15 protein-coding genes and 3 tRNA genes are annotated in these 16535 nt (G+C 50.1%); 7 read left to right on the forward strand and 11 right to left on the reverse strand.

Annotated elements, in window-relative coordinates:
• Positions 1–28 precede the first annotated feature (28 nt).
• A complete protein-coding gene (gltX, locus tag ACYVIC_RS17015) occupies positions 29–1438 on the reverse strand; it encodes a glutamate--tRNA ligase (RefSeq protein ID WP_460861880.1) in 1410 nt (469 codons plus the stop codon).
• Between the two features lie 200 nt (positions 1439–1638).
• On the opposite strand from gltX, the gene ACYVIC_RS17020 reads away from it, so the two are divergent.
• From ACYVIC_RS17020 to ACYVIC_RS17035, 4 genes are all read left to right on the forward strand, one after another.
• Positions 1639–1714 (forward strand) — tRNA-Val (locus ACYVIC_RS17020).
• A 104-nt stretch (positions 1715–1818) separates the two neighbouring features.
• Positions 1819–1894 (forward strand) — tRNA-Val (locus ACYVIC_RS17025).
• Positions 1895–1921: 27 nt separating this feature from the next.
• Positions 1922–1997, forward strand: a tRNA-Val gene (locus tag ACYVIC_RS17030).
• Between the two features lie 312 nt (positions 1998–2309).
• Entirely contained in the window at positions 2310–3932 is a 1623-nt protein-coding gene (locus ACYVIC_RS17035; RefSeq protein WP_460861882.1) for a response regulator, read from the forward strand.
• 1 nt (position 3933) lies between these two features.
• Here the strand turns inward: ACYVIC_RS17035 and ACYVIC_RS17040 are convergent, their stop codons facing one another.
• The 10 genes from ACYVIC_RS17040 to ACYVIC_RS17085 all read right to left on the reverse strand — a co-directional run bounded on the left by ACYVIC_RS17040 (position 3934) and on the right by ACYVIC_RS17085 (position 14344).
• Complete coding sequence (locus tag ACYVIC_RS17040) at positions 3934–4422, reverse strand: DUF2919 family protein (protein ID WP_460861883.1); 489 nt, start codon at positions 4420–4422, stop codon at positions 3934–3936.
• Positions 4419–4754 (reverse strand): DUF3392 domain-containing protein, encoded by a 336-nt coding sequence (locus ACYVIC_RS17045; RefSeq protein ID WP_460861885.1) that lies wholly within the window; start codon positions 4752–4754, stop codon positions 4419–4421. Before ACYVIC_RS17045 ends, ACYVIC_RS17040 begins: the two co-directional genes overlap by 4 nt.
• Positions 4755–6788, reverse strand: a complete 2034-nt coding sequence (gene ligA / locus ACYVIC_RS17050; RefSeq protein WP_460861887.1) for an NAD-dependent DNA ligase LigA — start codon at positions 6786–6788, stop codon at positions 4755–4757.
• Between the two features lie 91 nt (positions 6789–6879).
• Entirely contained in the window at positions 6880–7728 is an 849-nt protein-coding gene (gene zipA, locus ACYVIC_RS17055) for a cell division protein ZipA (RefSeq protein WP_460861889.1), read from the reverse strand.
• Between the two features lie 14 nt (positions 7729–7742).
• On the reverse strand, positions 7743–11156 hold the full coding sequence (locus ACYVIC_RS17060; RefSeq protein WP_460861891.1) for an AAA family ATPase: 3414 nt from the start codon (positions 11154–11156) through the stop codon (positions 7743–7745).
• Positions 11157–11229: 73 nt separating this feature from the next.
• Positions 11230–11847 carry a mechanosensitive ion channel domain-containing protein gene (locus ACYVIC_RS17065; RefSeq protein ID WP_460861893.1) on the reverse strand — a complete coding sequence of 206 codons (618 nt, stop codon included), beginning with the start codon at positions 11845–11847 and terminating at the stop codon, positions 11230–11232.
• Positions 11848–11863: 16 nt separating this feature from the next.
• Positions 11864–12358, reverse strand: coding sequence for a YcgN family cysteine cluster protein (locus ACYVIC_RS17070; RefSeq protein WP_460861895.1), 495 nt, complete (start codon positions 12356–12358; stop codon positions 11864–11866).
• Positions 12358–13023, reverse strand: a complete 666-nt coding sequence (locus tag ACYVIC_RS17075; RefSeq protein WP_460861897.1) for a fumarylacetoacetate hydrolase family protein — start codon at positions 13021–13023, stop codon at positions 12358–12360. Before ACYVIC_RS17075 ends, ACYVIC_RS17070 begins: the two co-directional genes overlap by 1 nt.
• 6 nt (positions 13024–13029) lie before the next feature.
• Positions 13030–14046, reverse strand: a complete 1017-nt coding sequence (locus ACYVIC_RS17080; RefSeq protein WP_460861899.1) for a lytic murein transglycosylase — start codon at positions 14044–14046, stop codon at positions 13030–13032.
• A gap of 31 nt (positions 14047–14077) precedes the next feature.
• Positions 14078–14344: a YcgL domain-containing protein gene (locus ACYVIC_RS17085; RefSeq protein WP_460861901.1), complete on the reverse strand. Its 267-nt coding sequence runs from the start codon at positions 14342–14344 to the stop codon at positions 14078–14080.
• 164 nt (positions 14345–14508) lie between these two features.
• Between ACYVIC_RS17085 and minC the strand changes: the two genes are divergently transcribed.
• Genes minC through minE form a run of 3 tightly spaced genes read left to right on the forward strand, consistent with a single transcriptional unit; the run spans position 14509 to position 16306 of the window.
• Positions 14509–15222, forward strand: a complete 714-nt coding sequence (minC, locus tag ACYVIC_RS17090; protein ID WP_460861902.1) for a septum site-determining protein MinC — start codon at positions 14509–14511, stop codon at positions 15220–15222.
• A gap of 10 nt (positions 15223–15232) precedes the next feature.
• Positions 15233–16042 (forward strand): septum site-determining protein MinD, encoded by an 810-nt coding sequence (minD, locus tag ACYVIC_RS17095; protein ID WP_460861904.1) that lies wholly within the window; start codon positions 15233–15235, stop codon positions 16040–16042.
• 3 nt (positions 16043–16045) lie between these two features.
• Positions 16046–16306, forward strand: coding sequence for a cell division topological specificity factor MinE (gene minE, locus ACYVIC_RS17100; protein ID WP_460861906.1), 261 nt, complete (start codon positions 16046–16048; stop codon positions 16304–16306).
• Positions 16307–16535 lie beyond the last annotated feature (229 nt).

Genomic DNA, 16535 nt, shown 5'->3' on the forward strand with positions numbered 1-16535 from the left:
TTGGCCGCAAGCCTGATATCGGCTTAGCTCACTCGGCAGCGCGCGCCGCAACAAAGTCTAACGCCAGCTGCAACCGGGCCAACGTCCGGGCTTTACCGATTAACGCCAGCGTAATGTCCAGCGCCGGCGAATTGCCAGCCCCAGTCACAGCCACGCGCAGCGGCATACCAATTTTGCCCATGCCGATACCGAGCTGCTCAGCAGTAGCATTAATAACCTGGTGAATGGCTTGGTGACTCCAGTCATTTAATGCTTCAAGATTAGCCTGCACTGCCTGTAGGGGTTCAAGTGCAACCGGACGCAGATGTTTTTTTGCTGCTTCGGCATCAAACTCAGTGAAATCTTCGTAGAAATAGCGACTCACTTCTACCATTTCTTTCAGCGTTTTTACCCTTTCTGCCTGTGCTTTTACCAGTTCAGTTAATGCCGGACCATTGCGGGTATCCAGCTTCTGCTCATCAATATGCCATTGCAATTGGGCTGCAACCTGCTCTGGTGGTAAGGTTTTCATATAATGTTGATTCAACCATATCAGCTTGTCAGTGTTAAAAGCCGATGGTGCACGGTTGCAGGCAGATAAATCAAACAGCTGAACAAGCTCTTCTTTGCTGAAAATTTCCTGGTCGCCATGTGACCAGCCCAACCGCACCAAATAATTCAGCAACGCTTCTGGCAAAAAGCCATTGTCACGATATTGCATCACACCTACAGCACCGTGACGTTTAGATAACCGTTTGCCATCGTCACCCAGGATCATCGGCACATGGGCGTATTTCGGTATCTCGGCTCCCAGCGCGGCCAGAATATTCATCTGCCGCGGCGTGTTATTTACATGGTCATCGCCACGGATCACATGGGTAATGCCCATTTTCCAGTCATCTACTACCACAGTAAGATTATAGGTAGGCGTGCCGTCACTGCGGGCAATAATTAAATCATCCAGTTCGCTGTTGGCAATCTCAATTTTGCCTTTGATTAAGTCGTCAATTACCACTGTGCCACTTTGTGGGTTTTTAAAACGGATAACAAAAGGTTTATCTGCCGGGTGATCAGTACGGTCGCGCCACATACCGTTATAACGTGGCTTCTCGCCAGCTGCGGTTTGCGCTTCACGCATAGCGTCTACTTCTTCTATGGTGCAGAAACACTTATAAGCTTTACCATCAGCCACCAGCTGTGCCACAACCTCCTTGTATAAATCAAAGCGCTGAGTTTGATAATAAGGGCCTTCGTCGTGATCTAAGCCCAACCACTGCATCCCTTCCAGAATCGCATCTACCGACGCCTGCGTTGAACGCTCTAAGTCAGTATCTTCAATACGCAAAATAAACTTACCGCCGTTTTTTCTGGCATACAGCCAGCTGAATAACGCCGTGCGGGCACCGCCGACATGCAAATAACCGGTTGGGCTTGGAGCAAAACGGGTAACAAGAGACATAATTTTTCCATCACAGTGCAATATTGAGACGTATTGTAACAATGCGCCGCGCCGGATGCACCCGCAACGGGCTGCGCATTGTCACTGTTTTGCGTTAAAACCGGGTAGAATGTTTACTTTTGCAGCAGCTGAACCACAATTGCCAAAATATTGTTGACAGCTTTTCCATGCTCCCTATAATGAGCGCCATCAAACAGCGTGGATTGTTAGCTCAGCTGGGAGAGCACCGCCCTTACAAGGCGGGGGTCACTGGTTCGAACCCAGTACAATCCACCACTTGATGTTTTATCATGAAAAGCACCGCCCGCTCTTCACGACGAGACGGTGGACACTGATTAAAACCCAGTACATTCCACCAATTGATACAAATATACTCCCATGGATTGTTAGCTCAGCTGGGAGAGCACCGCCCTTACAAGGCGGGGGTCACTGGTTCGAACCCAGTACAATCCACCAAAATTTAAAACTGCTTGATACTCCCATGGATTGTTAGCTCAGCTGGGAGAGCACCGCCCTTACAAGGCGGGGGTCACTGGTTCGAACCCAGTACAATCCACCAATTCCAATTTATCATGAGAAGCACCGCCCGCTCTTCATTGCAAGACGGTTGCCAATGATTCAACCCAGTACAATCCACCAATTCCAGTTTATCATGAGAAGCACCGCCCGCTCTTCATGACAAGACGGTTGCCAATGATTCAACCCAGTACAATCCACCAATTCCAGTTTATCATGAGAAGCACCGCCCGCTCTTCATGACAAGACGGTTTCCACTGATTCAACCCAGTACAATCCACCACTTCTCTCTTTCTTGTTACCATAAACTTGCTATAGTAAAGCCAATCTTCTGCCTGGTATCTGCTTTATCCCTATGGAAACTGCTGTTAAACGCGATGAACGCATTCTTATTATTGATGATCAAAGTCTGACTCAAAGTTACCTGCGTTACGCACTGGAGCAACTCGGTTACCATAATCTTAGCTACGCCGACAAAGCGCAGGCCGCACTAAACCTATGCAAACAAAACAGTTATGATTTAATCGTTTGTGGCTACAACCTGGCACAGGGTAAAGATGGCTATCAACTGTTTGAAGAGTTAAAGCTTAGCGGGTTACAAAAGTTAAGCTGTGGCTTGCTGTTTATCAGTGCCGACACAGATCCTCAACTGGTACACAGTGTGCTGGAATTACAACCTGACGAATTTCTGGCCAAACCTTTCGTGATCCGCGATTTGCAACAACGCATAGAGCGCTTACTAAAACGCAAACAACTACTTCGTCCGATTTATGAGCAGCTCGAACTGCAGCAATACACCAAGGCCCTGCAACTGATAAACCAGCAACTCACACAACCCGAGCTAAATAAGTTATTTCCGTTGCTGCTTAAGCTCAAAGGCGACATTTTACTGCAAACCCGCGACTATGCCGCTGCAGAGCAGTTTTTTGCAGCCATGTTGCAAGTACAGCCCTTTAGCTGGGCCCGGATGGGGCAGGTCCGCTGCATGTTGCAAAGAGAAGCCGAACGGGAGGCTTTTACCGAGCTTGAACGTTTGCTGGCACGCAGCGACACCCGTTTGTTTGCGTTAGATTGCCTGGCTGAGCTTGAGTTTCGCCAGCAACGCTACCAGCAGTCGCAGCAACATATTCTGGCGGCGGCAGACATAGCACCACGTAATTTATTGCGCCACCAAAAACTGCTGCAGCTGTCACGGTTAAACCACGACTACGAAATACAATACCGTGCAGCGCGCGACATGGTTAAGTTTGCCCGCTACTCTATGTACGAACAACCAGAGCTGTATCTGAACCTGGCCCGTGCCAGTATTGAGTTTGCCCTGAGCATAGACGATGACGAGCAACAATCGCGATTAAACCGTCAAGCCACCTTGTCACTTAATACCGTACAGCGCCAATACAGCGCCAATACATTGGCACAACAACATCAGGTGGTGCAGGCAAGACTGCTGTATTTGCAGGATCATAAACAGAAGGCTCGTCAGCTGCTGGAAGATTTAACTACCGACGCTGATATTAGCTCACTGGAAGCTGCACTGGACAAAGCCAAAGCACTGCATGAAGTAGGCTTGCTTGACGCATCAAAACAGTTGTTTAGCCGCATCAGTCAGTACTGCCGCCAACATCAGCCGGACCCTGCGTTAGCCGCTTATGTTGCTCAGGAGCAGCAAGAACGCGCAGCGATGGCTCATGGCCCGCGTGAGTTAAACAACAACGCGGTACATTTGTATCAGCATGGTAACTGGCAAGAAGCCTTTAATGCCTTTGTTCTGGCTTTTCAGGTAATGCCCAAAAACGCCGGTATCGCCCTGAACTTATGGCAAACCTTAGTTACCAGCCCCAGGCCATTGTGCACGCCGGAGCAGCAACAGCAGCTGCTAACTAAGTGCCAGCATCTGATAGACAATACAGCACTTAAAGGCGAGCAACAGCAACGTTATCTGCAATTGAAGCAAAAGTATTTAAGCCAGCGGGCCTGAATTAGTCCGGTGTTTTAGCCGGTGTGGCATCAGGCCATTCCGAAAATACGACGGCCAACGTGCGTGAACGCGACAACCACAACACGCTTAGAAACAACAGCACCGGGGTAATAATACGCCAGGGCGCGTCCAGCATAACCTGGGCCGGTAACTGGCTAATACTCAGCACTAAATCGATGGTTGCCACAGTAAATAATATCACCCGGCCAAAACGCCAGATATGCCGGAAACTTTGCTTGCCCTTGGGCTTACGCTGGCTTAGCGCCGCCAGCAACAGTAACAATGGCAGTGCCAGCAGACAGGCAACAATAAAGTCATGCTGCAGCGGGTAAAACCAGCGCAACATATCGCGCTGGGTTTGTGGCAATGTCAGTACCATTACCCAACAAATGTAAGGCCGCAACAATAACAGTAGTAAAGCATAAAACCGCAGCGGGATCTTCTGCAGGCCATAGTCATCCAATACCGGCCATAGCGGTGCCTTTGTCATAATTGCCTTTTGCGCTGCGCCAGTAACGCCAGTAGCACAAAAATGCCCAGTGCTGCCCAGGGCAGCCACAAGTTGCTTAGTTTAGCCAGCTGCCCCGCCACCACAGGTGTCAGAAAAATGGTCAGAGCGCCATAACCAAAAGCACACAGCGCAATAAAAATCAGTGTGCGCCAGACAAAATGCAGTGCTGCCGTATGACGGCGCAGTAAACGGTTAATATCATCGCCAAACACCACCAATGCCGTCGCCACCATGGCCAGTGCTATATCGCGTACATAAGGGCGAAACAGTGCCCCCCAGTCCAGCAATAGCTGATACAGAAAATCTGGCATTTAGCTCACCCCATACTTGGTAAATAAATCCAGCATTTGCGGCTCTGTCCACACCGTTACATTTAGCTCTGTCGCCTTCGCCAGCTTAGAGCCGGCATTATCACCGGCAATCACAGCATGAGTCTTTGCTGATACCGAGCCAGACACTTTAGCCCCCAGCCGTTGCAGCTTAGCTTTGGCATCATCACGGCCCATACTACTCAACGTGCCGGTAAGCACTATAGTTTGCCCGGCCAATGGCTGTTCGGTTTGTGCCTGCAGGGCTATTACCGGCCAATTGATACCGGCGCTAACCAGGGCAGCTATGACGCTTTGATTGTGCGGCTCGGCAAAAAAGCCTTTTACATATTCCGCTACCACAGTGCCAACATCTGTTACGGCCAGTAACTGCTCCAGCGTTGCCTGTTGCAAGTGCTCAAGCGTACTAAAATGATTAGCCAGATTCAGTGCCGTAGCCTCACCCACTTCGCGAATACCCAGAGCATAAATAAACCGTGGCAAAGTAGTGCTTTTCGACTGTTCAATTGCCGCCAGCAATTTCAATGCTGACTTCTCGGCCATCCGTTCCAACCCGACCAACGCCGCCATATCAAGCGTATAAATATCAGCCGGGGTTTTCACCAACTGTTGATCAACAAGCTGCTCTACCAGCTTGTCGCCCAGGCCTTCTATATCGATGGCTTTGCGTGAGACAAAATGTTTAATCGACTCTTTAAGCTGAGCACCGCAGAACAAACCGCCGCTACAACGCGCTACGGCTTCGCCACTTACCCGCTCTACTGCCGAGTCACATACCGGACAACTTAACGGAAAGACAATATCGCGCGCTGTATCAGGTCGCTGTTCAAGCACCACTGAGACTATTTGCGGGATCACGTCACCGGCGCGGCGCACTATCACTCTGTCACCCATTTTTACTGCCAGCCGGTCTATTTCGTCCTGATTATGCAAGGTCGCATTACTGACAGTAACACCACCGACCACTACCGGCTCTAACCGGGCCACAGGAGTAATGGCACCGGTGCGGCCGACCTGAAACTCAACATCGAGCAAGGTTGTCAGCATTTCCTGTGCCGGAAATTTAAACGCAATGGCCCAGCGCGGCGCCCGGGCCACAAAACCCAGCGCCTGTTGCTGGGCTAAATCAGCGACTTTAATCACTACGCCGTCAATTTCGTATGCCAGCTCAGCCCTACGTTTCAGAATATCCTGATAATAATCCAGCGCGGCTTGTGCTCCGGTTACTAAACGGATTTCGGCACAAACCGGCAGCCCCCAATCCTTTAATTGCATTAAGCGCTGATAATGGCTGCGCCCGTCAAGCAAAGAGGCCGGGTCTTCTACGCTGCCAACAGCATAGGCGTAAAACATCAACGGCCGTTGTGCGGTAATTTTTGGATCTAGTTGACGTAAACTGCCAGCGGCAGCATTGCGCGGATTGGCAAATATTTTTTCGCCGCCAGAGCGGGCTTTATCGTTCATGGCGTTAAAGCCAGCCAGTGGCATAAATACCTCGCCGCGCACTTCCAGCACGGCTGGCACAGCGTCGCCGCGCAATTTTAACGGAATGGCCCGAATGGTCTTCACATTACTGGTAATATCTTCACCGGTAAAACCATCACCACGGGTTGCGGCCTGCACCAAAATGCCATGTTCATAACGAATGCTCACTGCCAAACCATCAAGTTTTGGTTCGCAACAAAAACTGAATTCCGAACTGCTATCGAGCCGCTCTGCCATTCGCTTACAAAACGCATGAAACTCAGTTGCATCAAAGGCGTTGTCCAGCGACAGCATGGGTATACTGTGGCTGATCTGACCAAACTTACTCAGTGGCATAGCACCGACCCGCTGCGTGGGCGAATCAGCAGTGACAAGGTCCGGGTGCGCAGTTTCAAGTTGCTGTAACTGGCGGTATAGCTGGTCATATTCTGCGTCGGGTACCGTTGGGTTATCCAACACATAATATTGGTAATTGTATTGCTCCAGTTGTTGCCGAAGCTGCTGCACTTGCTGCAAAAGAGACTGGCTCATAAATCGTTGCCTGTAAAAAAATACGCCTGAGTTTGCCATAACAAAAACGGCAGGACTACTGCCTGCCGTTTAGCTGATGTTATTTTCGCCGTTAACCGTGAATAAGTTGCTGGCGCTGAAATTCACGGATTTTGTCCACATAGTGGCGCACCGTTTGCACTGTTAGCACACTGCGCTGACCATCTAATACCTGGCCACCAAACTCTTCGGCCAGTTTTTTAGCGGCATTGTGCATCAGGTTAAAGTTGCCTAATGGCTCACCCGGCCCAGGCAATGTCATAAATAAACTTACGCCGCGGGTACTAAGTTTTTCGATATTTTCCAGATCAAAAGTACCTGGGTTAAACATATTCGCCAGACTAAACAGCACCGCGCCTGAGCCTGCACTGTCCTGATGACGGTGAAATATGTCCATATCGCCATACTTAAAGCCCAGGGTTAATAATGCCGATAAAAGATCAGGCCCTTTCATGTCTTTGTGTTCTGGCAACAGGACGTACAAAATCAGCACTTCGGCCGGCTCTGGCGCGGCAGCGGCGTGTTGTTCTGCCTCTGGCTGCTGTTCTGGTTGGCTAAACGTGTCTTGTTGCAACTCTTCTTCAGTTAGCGCACTGAAATTAAGCTGTGGTTCTTGCGGCTCATCAAAGGCTAGTTCGGTTTGCACTTCAGCAACAGGCTGCTGCAAGGCCGCAGGCTTTGGCGTCTCCTGGTTAACCGATGCCGTTTTAGCCATGGCTGCTTTTTTAATAACCCGCACCGGCCCGACACCCAGCTCATCAAAACCATCGGGTTTTTCGCCGTTGTTATCTGCAGACTCGTCAAAATAGCGATGCTTTGGCTGGCCGGCATTTTTGCGTACTGTCCATAACCCATGTAGTAACAAGGCACCCAGCACTAAAGCACCAATAATGATAAAAATTAAACGTAGTTCGTCAGCCATATAATTACCTTTTATTAAGAGGCTGCTGCCATTTTTACAGCATCATCCACATCCACTGCAACCACCCGTGACACGCCAGGTTCCTGCATCGTCACGCCCATTAGCTGCGCCGCCATCTCCATAGCGATTTTATTGTGGCTAATATAAATAAATTGTACCGTTTCAGACATTTCCCGCACCAGATTGCAAAAACGCCCGACATTGGCATCATCCAGTGGTGCATCTACTTCATCTAGCATACAAAACGGTGCCGGATTTAGCCGGAAAATCGAAAACACCAATGATAAGGCGGTTAGGGCTTTTTCACCACCCGATAATAAATGGATTGTACTGTTTTTTTTGCCCGGTGGTCGCGCCATTATCGAAACACCGGTTTCCAGTAAGTCCTCGTCGGTTAGATCCAGATAAGCACTGCCGCCGCCAAATACTTTGGGAAACAGCGTTTTTAAGCCATCATTTACCTGCTCAAAGGTATCTTTAAACTTCTGCCGGGTTTCTTTATCAATTTTGCGGATTGCTGTTTCCAGTGTCTCCATCGCAGCGGCTAAATCATCATTTTGCGCATCTAAATACAACTTGCGTTCAGCCTGCTGCTCATATTCTTCAATCGCTGCCAGGTTTATCGGCCCCAACCGGCCGACAGCCTCGACGGTTTTGTCCAGTTGCTGTTGCCACTGCGCCTCTTCCGCCTCAGGTGCCAGTTCTGCCAAAACATCCTTCATATTGGCCTGCTGTTCGCGTAGAAGTTCCAGCATATTGTTGGCCCGCACCCGATAGCCTTCAGCATCAAGACGTAATTCTGCCAACACAGCCCGCTTTTTGTTTAGCACCTGTAAAATACCCTGCTGGCCCTGCTCCAACTCACGAATTTGCTGCTCTATCGCTGTCAGCTGCTCTTGCTGCGCAATCATCTGTTGCTCTGCGTCTTCGCGTTCCAGCAAAGCCTGCTGCAGTTGTTCCTGTAATATTAACTCCGGCTCATCATCCTGATGCAGTTTTGCTAGCAGCAAAGTGGTTTGCTCTTGTAATTGTTGCTGTTGCAAACGGGCACGTTGTAAGCTCTGCTGCAGAGCATTTAATTGCTGCTCGGCAACCTTTTGTTGCATTAGCAGTTGTTGCTGCTGCGTACGTTTTTGTTCAAACTGGCTGCGTAATTGCTGCAACTGTTGTTGTTGATTACCGCTTTGGCTGTGCAGTTGCTGCTGCGCAGCTTCATGCTCTAATAATTGCTCGGCGCTGTGTTCCAGCGCCATAGCCAGCTGCTCTGTGCTTTCTTCCAGTTGCGCTTGTTTCAGCTGTAACTGCTGTTGTTCCGCCGCCAGCTTTTGTACCTGTTTTTCCGCTTGTTGTAGCTCCTGCTGTGCCAGCAGCTTAGCTGTGAGTTGCTGTTGTTGCGCTTGCTGTGCCTGTTGCAGTTGCTCTGCGGCTCGCTGCATCTGGTGCTGCGCCTGTTGCTGCGCCTGCTGCTGCGTGGCGTATTGCTCGCTCAGCTGCGTTAAGTGCAACTGCGCTGTAGCTAGCTGCTGCGTTAACTGCACCAGGCGTTCCTGGCGGAATAAGTAGTTGTCTTGTTGCTGCGCACCGGCCTGTAATGACCAGTTGCTGCCAAGCCAATAGCCCGATGCTGTGATTACGCTGTGGCCGGCAGCCAAGCCAGGCAGCGCTTGGTGCGCCGCGTCGATGTCTGCTACGCAAAGGATCTGATTAAAGCTGTCGGGATACACCCCATCGACAATAACCCCGGCCAGGCTCCCTTTAACGCCAACACGGGTATTGTGGCACACCACGCTTTGCGCCTTAGCCTGCAGTTGCTCTGTTATCGCAGCATGCTGCAGCTGGCCCAGCACCAGAGCTACCGACGTCGCCCAACCGGGTTTAAGCTGCAGCTGCTGCAATAATTGCTGTTGCTCACCGTCTTTTTGTTGCTGCTGTTGTTGCAGTTGTTGTTGCTCGCGCTGCAGCAGCAGTAACTCAGATTTTGCCTGTAACTGCGCAGCATCAGCCTCACGACTCAGCTGCTCTTGCTGCTGTACCGCCAACGCCGATTGTTCATGCAGCTCAGTGCTTCGCTGCACTTGTGTGGCGACAAGAGTAAACTGAGTTTCAAGCGCTTCGACACGCTGTTGCAAAGGCTCAAGAGCCAGTTCAGCCAGCTCTTGTTGCAGCTGCTGTTCCTGCTGGCGTAACTGCGCCAACAGACTAAGCTGATTTTGCTGCTGCAACTGTTGTTGTTGCTGTTGCTGTTGCAAACGAAAATGCTGCTGTTGCCAGTGATTAAACGCCTGTTGCTGCTGTTGCTGCAGCTCTTCCAATTGCTGCAGCTGCTCTGCCAGCTCTGCCAGTTGCTCATCCAGCAAAGCTTGCTGTGGCTCGTCTTCTGCCAGTTGTTGTTGCAGTTCGGCATGTTGCGCCTGCTCGGTGGCGATAAAGTCTTCTGCTTGTGCCAGGGTATGTTGTGCCTGCTGCAACTGAGCCGTTAAGGTTTGCTGTTGCTGGCGCTGATGCAAAATTTGCTGCTCCAACCGGCTGATAGTGGCCCCGAGCTGGTAAAAACGCGCCTGCACCTGTTCCAATAGCTGGCGTACATCCTGCGATTGTTGTTTAAGTTCCAGTAGTACGCGCTGGTCGCCCAGCTCCTGCGACTGATATTTTTCCAACTCGGTTTGTTGCTGTGTCAGTTGCTGTTCCAGCTCGCTGTAACGGCCATTGTAGGCTAGCCATTTTATGCAGGTTAGTTCGGCCTTTAGCTTGCGTTCCTGGGCTTTGAGTTCTTTGTAACGCTGGGCAGCACTGGCCTGGCGTTTTAACTTGTCGATATTTTTGCCCAGCTCTTCGCGCACATCCGCTAAGCGATCTAAGTTTTCCCGCGTGTGTTTAATGCGGTTCTCAGTTTCGCGCCGCCGCTCTTTGTATTTGGAGATACCGGCGGCCTCTTCAATGAAAACCCGCAGCTCCTGCGGCTTAGACTCAATCAGACGCGAGATCATGCCTTGTTCAATAATAGCGTAGCTGCGCGGCCCAAGGCCGGTGCCAAGAAAAATATCGGTAATGTCACGGCGGCGGCATTTGCTGCCATTTAAAAAGTACAACGACTGCGCATCACGGGTCACTATGCGCTTAACCGCTATTTCGCTGCGGTCCGCCAGGCTGCCGGCTACCCGGCCTTCGGTGTTTTCAAACACCAGCTCAACTGAAGCTTGCGATACCGGTTTACGCTGCGCCGAACCGTTAAAAATAACATCTGTCATGGCATCACCGCGCAGATTTTTTGCCGAACTTTCACCCAGCACCCAGCGCACAGCGTCAATCACATTCGACTTACCGCAGCCATTGGGGCCAACCACAGCCGTCATTTGCTGTGGAAAAGGCACTACGGTGCTGTCGACAAAAGATTTAAAGCCAGACAGTTTGATCTGTTTTAAGCGCATTTAGGCTAACGTTATTTTTATCATGGTCTTTTTGCCGAATGTAGCAGCAGCCAAAACCACTGTCACGGAAAAATCATTCACTACCTGTGCTGCTAAAACTTTTGCGCCGCCAGCGCTGGGCTTTTTCCACCACGGTATTAACCACTAACTTGCGGGCTTTTTTCGGAAATACCACCACAGGTCTGGAAATTAACAGGTTATTCGGGTACACCACCTGCTCGTTATCTTTGGTGCGCAGTACGGTGCTAAACAGGTTTATTTCAACAATACGGCCTTCAAGGTAATTAGCGCCATCGACTACCCGTATTTCCATGCCCTCGGCAAAAGCTTTTTGCCCAAGCAGGATAAAAAAGGCGGTGATATTACTGAGTAAACTCCAGGCCGCGAATAACGCCACACCAACAACGGCAATCATTGATGATGCCAGCACCAGCAAGCCACGAATATCAACGCCCCAAACCACACTGAGCACAACAATTAACAACAGCACTAGCAGAATATGAATAACCACTGCGGCGCGCTTATTCATCTCGGCTTTTAACCGGCTATTAGCAATAACCTGATATAGCAGCGGCATAATTCGGCGGCTGAGAATAAAATACAATACCAGCACAAAGAAGCTGATAATCAGCTGCAGGGTAACCGGGCTCAGATGCTCAAGCAATTGTTGGCTATATTGAAAAAATGACAAGATAGTGTACCTGCGGTTAGTCCAGATCGTTCAGTGGCCAGCGTACGATAAAATCTTCAAAGTCATCCAGATTTACCTGTAACTCCGAAATGGTTTTATTACGCACCGACATTTGTTTTTTATGCATCAGGCTTTTTTTCCCGTCATTAAGCAGCGGGTGCCAATGCGGCAGGCCACGGCCCTCATGTAAGCGGCGGTAAGCACAGCTGGTAGGCATAAAAAAAATGTCTTTTAAATTATCTTTAGTCAGCGCAATACAATCAGGTACCAATACCGTACGTTGGCTGTACTCAGTGCACTCACATTTATGGCTGTTTAAATAACGACAGGCGATATTGGTGTAATGCACCTGTTCATCCTGATGCAGCACCGCTGTGGGGCCTTGCTCTTCGTCATCATCGATAAACTTGTTCAGGCAGCACTTGGCGCAGCCATCGCACAAGGCTTCCCATTCTTCGTTGTTCATTTCTTGCAGGGATTTGTTTTCCCAAAAGCGTTCAGCCAATGCCATTATGCGTTTACCTTTGTGTTTACATACAGGTGTTCTGCCAATTGTAGTTCAAGCTCGTCACCCACCTGCAGTGGTCCAACACCAGCCGGCGTGCCGGTTAACACTATGTCACCGGGCAGCAGCGTGAAATGCTGGCTCATCTCGCAAATAAGCTGGCAAATGCCACGGATCATATTGGCGCTGTTACCCTGCTGGCGCAGCTGGCCATTTACCGTTAAGCGAAATTCTGTCTGTTGCGGATGCTGCAGCTGGCTTTTTTCGATAAACCCCGCCACCGGGCAGGCACCGTCAAAGCCTTTGGCAATTTCCCACGGCCGCCCCAGCTGCTTTAATTGCGCCTGCACATCACGCAGGGTTAAATCCAGCGCCAGGCTGTAGCCCCATATAGCGTCTTGCACCTGTGCATAACCGGCGTTTTTTAACGGTTTGTCAATTAACACCGCCAGCTCGGTTTCATTGTGTACCGCACCACGGTTTAGCGGAATAGTGAAACCTGGCGCCAGGGCACACAGCGCGGTAGCCGGTTTGATAAAAAACAACGCGTCGGGCGCGGTTTTACTTTGCATTTCGGCTATATGGTCCTGATAATTCTGGCCAATACACACTACCTTGCCTACCGGCAGCGCAATGGGCTGGCCGCTTACGCTGACATGCTGATAACTCATGCGCTATTACTCCGGTGCAATAATTAAATCGGCCAGATAGCCGACACTGGTCACAAAATAGTATGAACGGTTCCAGTGCATCAGCACCTTGTAGTTATCATAGGCTAAAAAGGCCCGGCCACTCTCACCATCGGGCAACACCAGCGCGGCAGTAATATCCCGTGCCGGCAAAGCAGTATTGTTTAACCGCCGCACCCCTAGTTTATTCCAATCGGCCAGGCTGCGCTCTGACTGCGCCCAACGCTTGAGCCATTCGCCCCGCTGCAGGCTGCCACGGGCAATGGCATTTGCCGCATCAAAGTCTGTCGGAAGCAGTACTTCACGCCCCCAGGTTTTGTTGTTATCCCAGCCTTGCTGCTTTAAATAATTGGCAATCGAAGCAAATACATCTGCCTGATTGGTCCAGATATCTTTTTTGCCGTCGCCATCGCCATCACGGGCATAGGCCATAAAAGAGCTGGGCATAAACTGGCTTTGCCCCATCGCGCCAGCCCAGGAGCCTTTCATCTCATCCAGGCTGATATGGCCTTGCGCCAAAATATCCAGCGCATGATAAAACTCCTGCTTGAAAAAGCTTTCGCGCCGGCCATCATAAGCAAGGGTTACCAGCGCCGAGGGCACCGAAAAATTGCCCATAATGCGGCCAAAACTGCTTTCCAGGCCCCACAACGCCACAATAAACCTTGGCTGCACGCCGTATTCAGCGGCAATTTGCTCCAGCTGGGGTAAGTACTGTTTATAGCGCTCGCGTGCCATCCTGATGCGGGTCTCGCTCACTCTTTTAGGCAGATAAGTACTTAACGTTTCGACAAATTCAGGCTGCGATTTATCGGCTGACACCACGCGCTCGTGAAATTGCAACGAGGCAAACACCGGCTCGATAAGCTCAGCGGCGTAGCCTTTGTCCAGCGCTTCTTGTTTTAGCGCCGCGGTGTATTGCGCAAAATCAGGCTTACTGTCAGCAGCATAAAGAGACACACTGAATACGGCTGAGACAGCAAGCGAAATAAACTTCTTCAACATAGATATCGCCTGTAAGAATTAAGTAATAGTATTATTGCCGGCGTTTATGCTGCGCCAGCAGATCTTCAACTGGCGGCGGTATCTGTAAATAGAAGCCCTGCTCTGCCAATTGTTGTTTAACCTTATTGATGTCGGCGTTGGCTAAATGTTCCCGCCCGGCCAGATTTATCAGCGTAACCAGCTGCGGAGTGCCGAAGCTTTGTAACAACGCAGCAGGCACTGCACTAAAATCATCCCGCTTCTGCACGTACAGGTAAGCCCCGTCTTTTTTTACACTTTTATATACTGCACATAGCATCGAATAAAACCACGTATCTGCCTTGCTTAACGAAGGCTCAGACTATAACATGAAGCCAACTTTATGCGTAGGCAGGTAAATGCCGCGGCGCAAATAAAAACGCGTGTTGCAGCTTGGCAAAGCGGTAACAGCAACAAACTCTAACTAGTGCGCAAACAACCTTTATGTCAGATCAGTCTTTGGAATTAAAGGGCAGTTTATTTCCTTTATCGGTACTGTCCTGCGCCGACCTTAGTGTCGATGCTTTAGCGACACAATTAAGCCAGAAACTTGCACAAGCTCCGGCCTTTTTTTATCAGGCGCCCATTATCCTAAACCTTAGCAACTGTCAGCAAGCACCTGATTTTAAAGCTATAAAAGAATTATTTACTGGCTTAAATCTGGTATTGGTTGGCGTTTGTGGTGCTGACAGCACGTTAAAGCAGCAGGCACAGCAAGCCGGGTTAGCCGCGCTGCAGCTGGGTAAAGACGTCAAAGCAAGCAATAGCGCTATCCAACCCAGCGCCGCTGTGCCGGCACAGGCCGCGCCAGAGCAAGTCAGTGTGGCAATGGACGCGCGTATTGTTGAGCAAACGGTGCGCTCAGGTCAGCAGATTTACGCCAAAGGCACAGATTTAATCGTCAGGGGCACTGTCGGTGCCGGTGCTGAGGTTATCGCCGATGGCAACATTCATATTTACGGCACCCTGCGCGGCAAAGCCATTGCCGGAGCCGCCGGTGACAATTCAAAACGGATCTTTTGCTCTAACCTGCAAGCCGAGCTGGTGTCTATTGCCGGCAACTACTGGTTAAGCGAGAGCCTGCAAGGCAATTTATGGGGTAAAGCAGCTTGTGTCAGGCTGCAAGACGACCAACTGGTATTAGCAGAATTAGTATAAGGAATTATTGATGGCAAAAATTATTGTTGTCACCTCCGGTAAAGGCGGCGTAGGTAAAACCACCTCCAGCGCAGCCATTGGTACCGGCCTGGCGTTAAAAGGCCATAAAACGGTTATTATCGATTTTGATATCGGTTTGCGCAATTTAGATTTAATCATGGGCTGCGAGCGGCGCGTGGTGTACGACTTTGTTAATGTCATTAACGGTGAAGCCAATTTAAAACAAACGCTGATTAAAGATAAGCGTACTGATAATTTGTTTATCCTGCCGGCGTCACAAACCCGTGACAAAGACGCCCTGACCAAAGAGGGCGTAGAGCGGGTATTAAACGAACTGGCGAAAGACTTTGATTTTATTCTGTGTGACTCGCCAGCCGGTATTGAAGCCGGCGCCATGATGGCACTGTACTTTGCCGACGAAGCCGTGGTCGTCACCAACCCGGAAGTGTCGTCAGTACGCGACTCAGACCGCATCCTTGGCATGTTGTCCAGTAAGTCACGCCGCGCTGAGCAAGGTTTGGATGCTATTAAAGAGCACCTGCTACTCACCCGCTACAACCCGGAGCGGGTAGAAAAAGGCGAAATGCTTAGCGTTGACGATGTAAAAGAGATTTTATCCATCGACCTGCTGGGTGTCATTCCGGAATCGCAGGCAGTGCTTAATGCCTCTAACTCCGGCCAACCGGTTATTCTGGATAAAGACAGTGATGCCGGCCAGGCCTATTTAGACACGGTCGCTCGCCTGCTGGGCGAAAATGTGCCCTTCCGCTTTTTAACAGTGGAGAAAAAGGGCCTGTTAAAACGGATTTTTGGAGGTTAACGCATGTCGTTACTGGATTATTTTCGTTCAAGTAAAAAGAACACCGCCAATACCGCCAAAGAGCGGCTGCAGATCATCGTGGCGCACGAGCGCAGAAAGCGTAACAGCCCCGACTACCTGCCGCAGCTGGAGCGCGACATCTTAGAAGTGATCCGCAAATACGTGGACATTTCACCGGAGGATATCGCCGTGTCGTTAGAGCAGCGCGACAACGAACTGTCAGTGCTGGAACTGAATATCACCTTCCCGGATGATAAGCGTTAAACTGAGCCAACAAACCCGCGCCAGCGGGTTTGTTATTTTCAGCCCCATACAACTACCTTAATTACAAAATTATGCCTCAATTGATATTTTCAGCACTCTATAGTTGAACAAATCTTACAGGGCATTTATCCGTTTTTAGTGTTTCTGGCAATCAGCTCAGCCATCGCTAGCGTAGGCCGGTTAAGGCGTTTACTCAGCAATTCCCTCTCATTGATTTAACCTTGAATAA

The organism is Rheinheimera gaetbuli, assembly GCF_054781935.1.

Bases quoted from the DNA above. Each gene is read 5' to 3' on its own strand.
- ACYVIC_RS17060 (WP_460861891.1), bottom strand. From the start codon at position 11,156: ATGCGCTTAAAACAGATCAAACTGTCTGGCTTTAAATCTTTTGTCGAC.
- ligA (WP_460861887.1), bottom strand. From the start codon at position 6,788: ATGAGCCAGTCTCTTTTGCAGCAAGTGCAGCAGCTTCGGCAACAACTG.
- minC (WP_460861902.1), top strand. From the start codon at position 14,509: ATGTCAGATCAGTCTTTGGAATTAAAGGGCAGTTTATTTCCTTTATCG.
- gltX (WP_460861880.1), bottom strand. From the start codon at position 1,438: ATGTCTCTTGTTACCCGTTTTGCTCCAAGCCCAACCGGTTATTTGCAT.
- zipA (WP_460861889.1), bottom strand. From the start codon at position 7,728: ATGGCTGACGAACTACGTTTAATTTTTATCATTATTGGTGCTTTAGTG.
- ACYVIC_RS17035 (WP_460861882.1), top strand. From the start codon at position 2,310: ATGGAAACTGCTGTTAAACGCGATGAACGCATTCTTATTATTGATGAT.
- ACYVIC_RS17040 (WP_460861883.1), bottom strand. From the start codon at position 4,422: ATGACAAAGGCACCGCTATGGCCGGTATTGGATGACTATGGCCTGCAG.
- ACYVIC_RS17045 (WP_460861885.1), bottom strand. From the start codon at position 4,754: ATGCCAGATTTTCTGTATCAGCTATTGCTGGACTGGGGGGCACTGTTT.
- ACYVIC_RS17070 (WP_460861895.1), bottom strand. From the start codon at position 12,358: ATGGCATTGGCTGAACGCTTTTGGGAAAACAAATCCCTGCAAGAAATG.
- ACYVIC_RS17075 (WP_460861897.1), bottom strand. From the start codon at position 13,023: ATGAGTTATCAGCATGTCAGCGTAAGCGGCCAGCCCATTGCGCTGCCG.
- minE (WP_460861906.1), top strand. From the start codon at position 16,046: ATGTCGTTACTGGATTATTTTCGTTCAAGTAAAAAGAACACCGCCAAT.
- ACYVIC_RS17080 (WP_460861899.1), bottom strand. From the start codon at position 14,046: ATGTTGAAGAAGTTTATTTCGCTTGCTGTCTCAGCCGTATTCAGTGTG.
- minD (WP_460861904.1), top strand. From the start codon at position 15,233: ATGGCAAAAATTATTGTTGTCACCTCCGGTAAAGGCGGCGTAGGTAAA.
- ACYVIC_RS17085 (WP_460861901.1), bottom strand. From the start codon at position 14,344: ATGCTATGTGCAGTATATAAAAGTGTAAAAAAAGACGGGGCTTACCTG.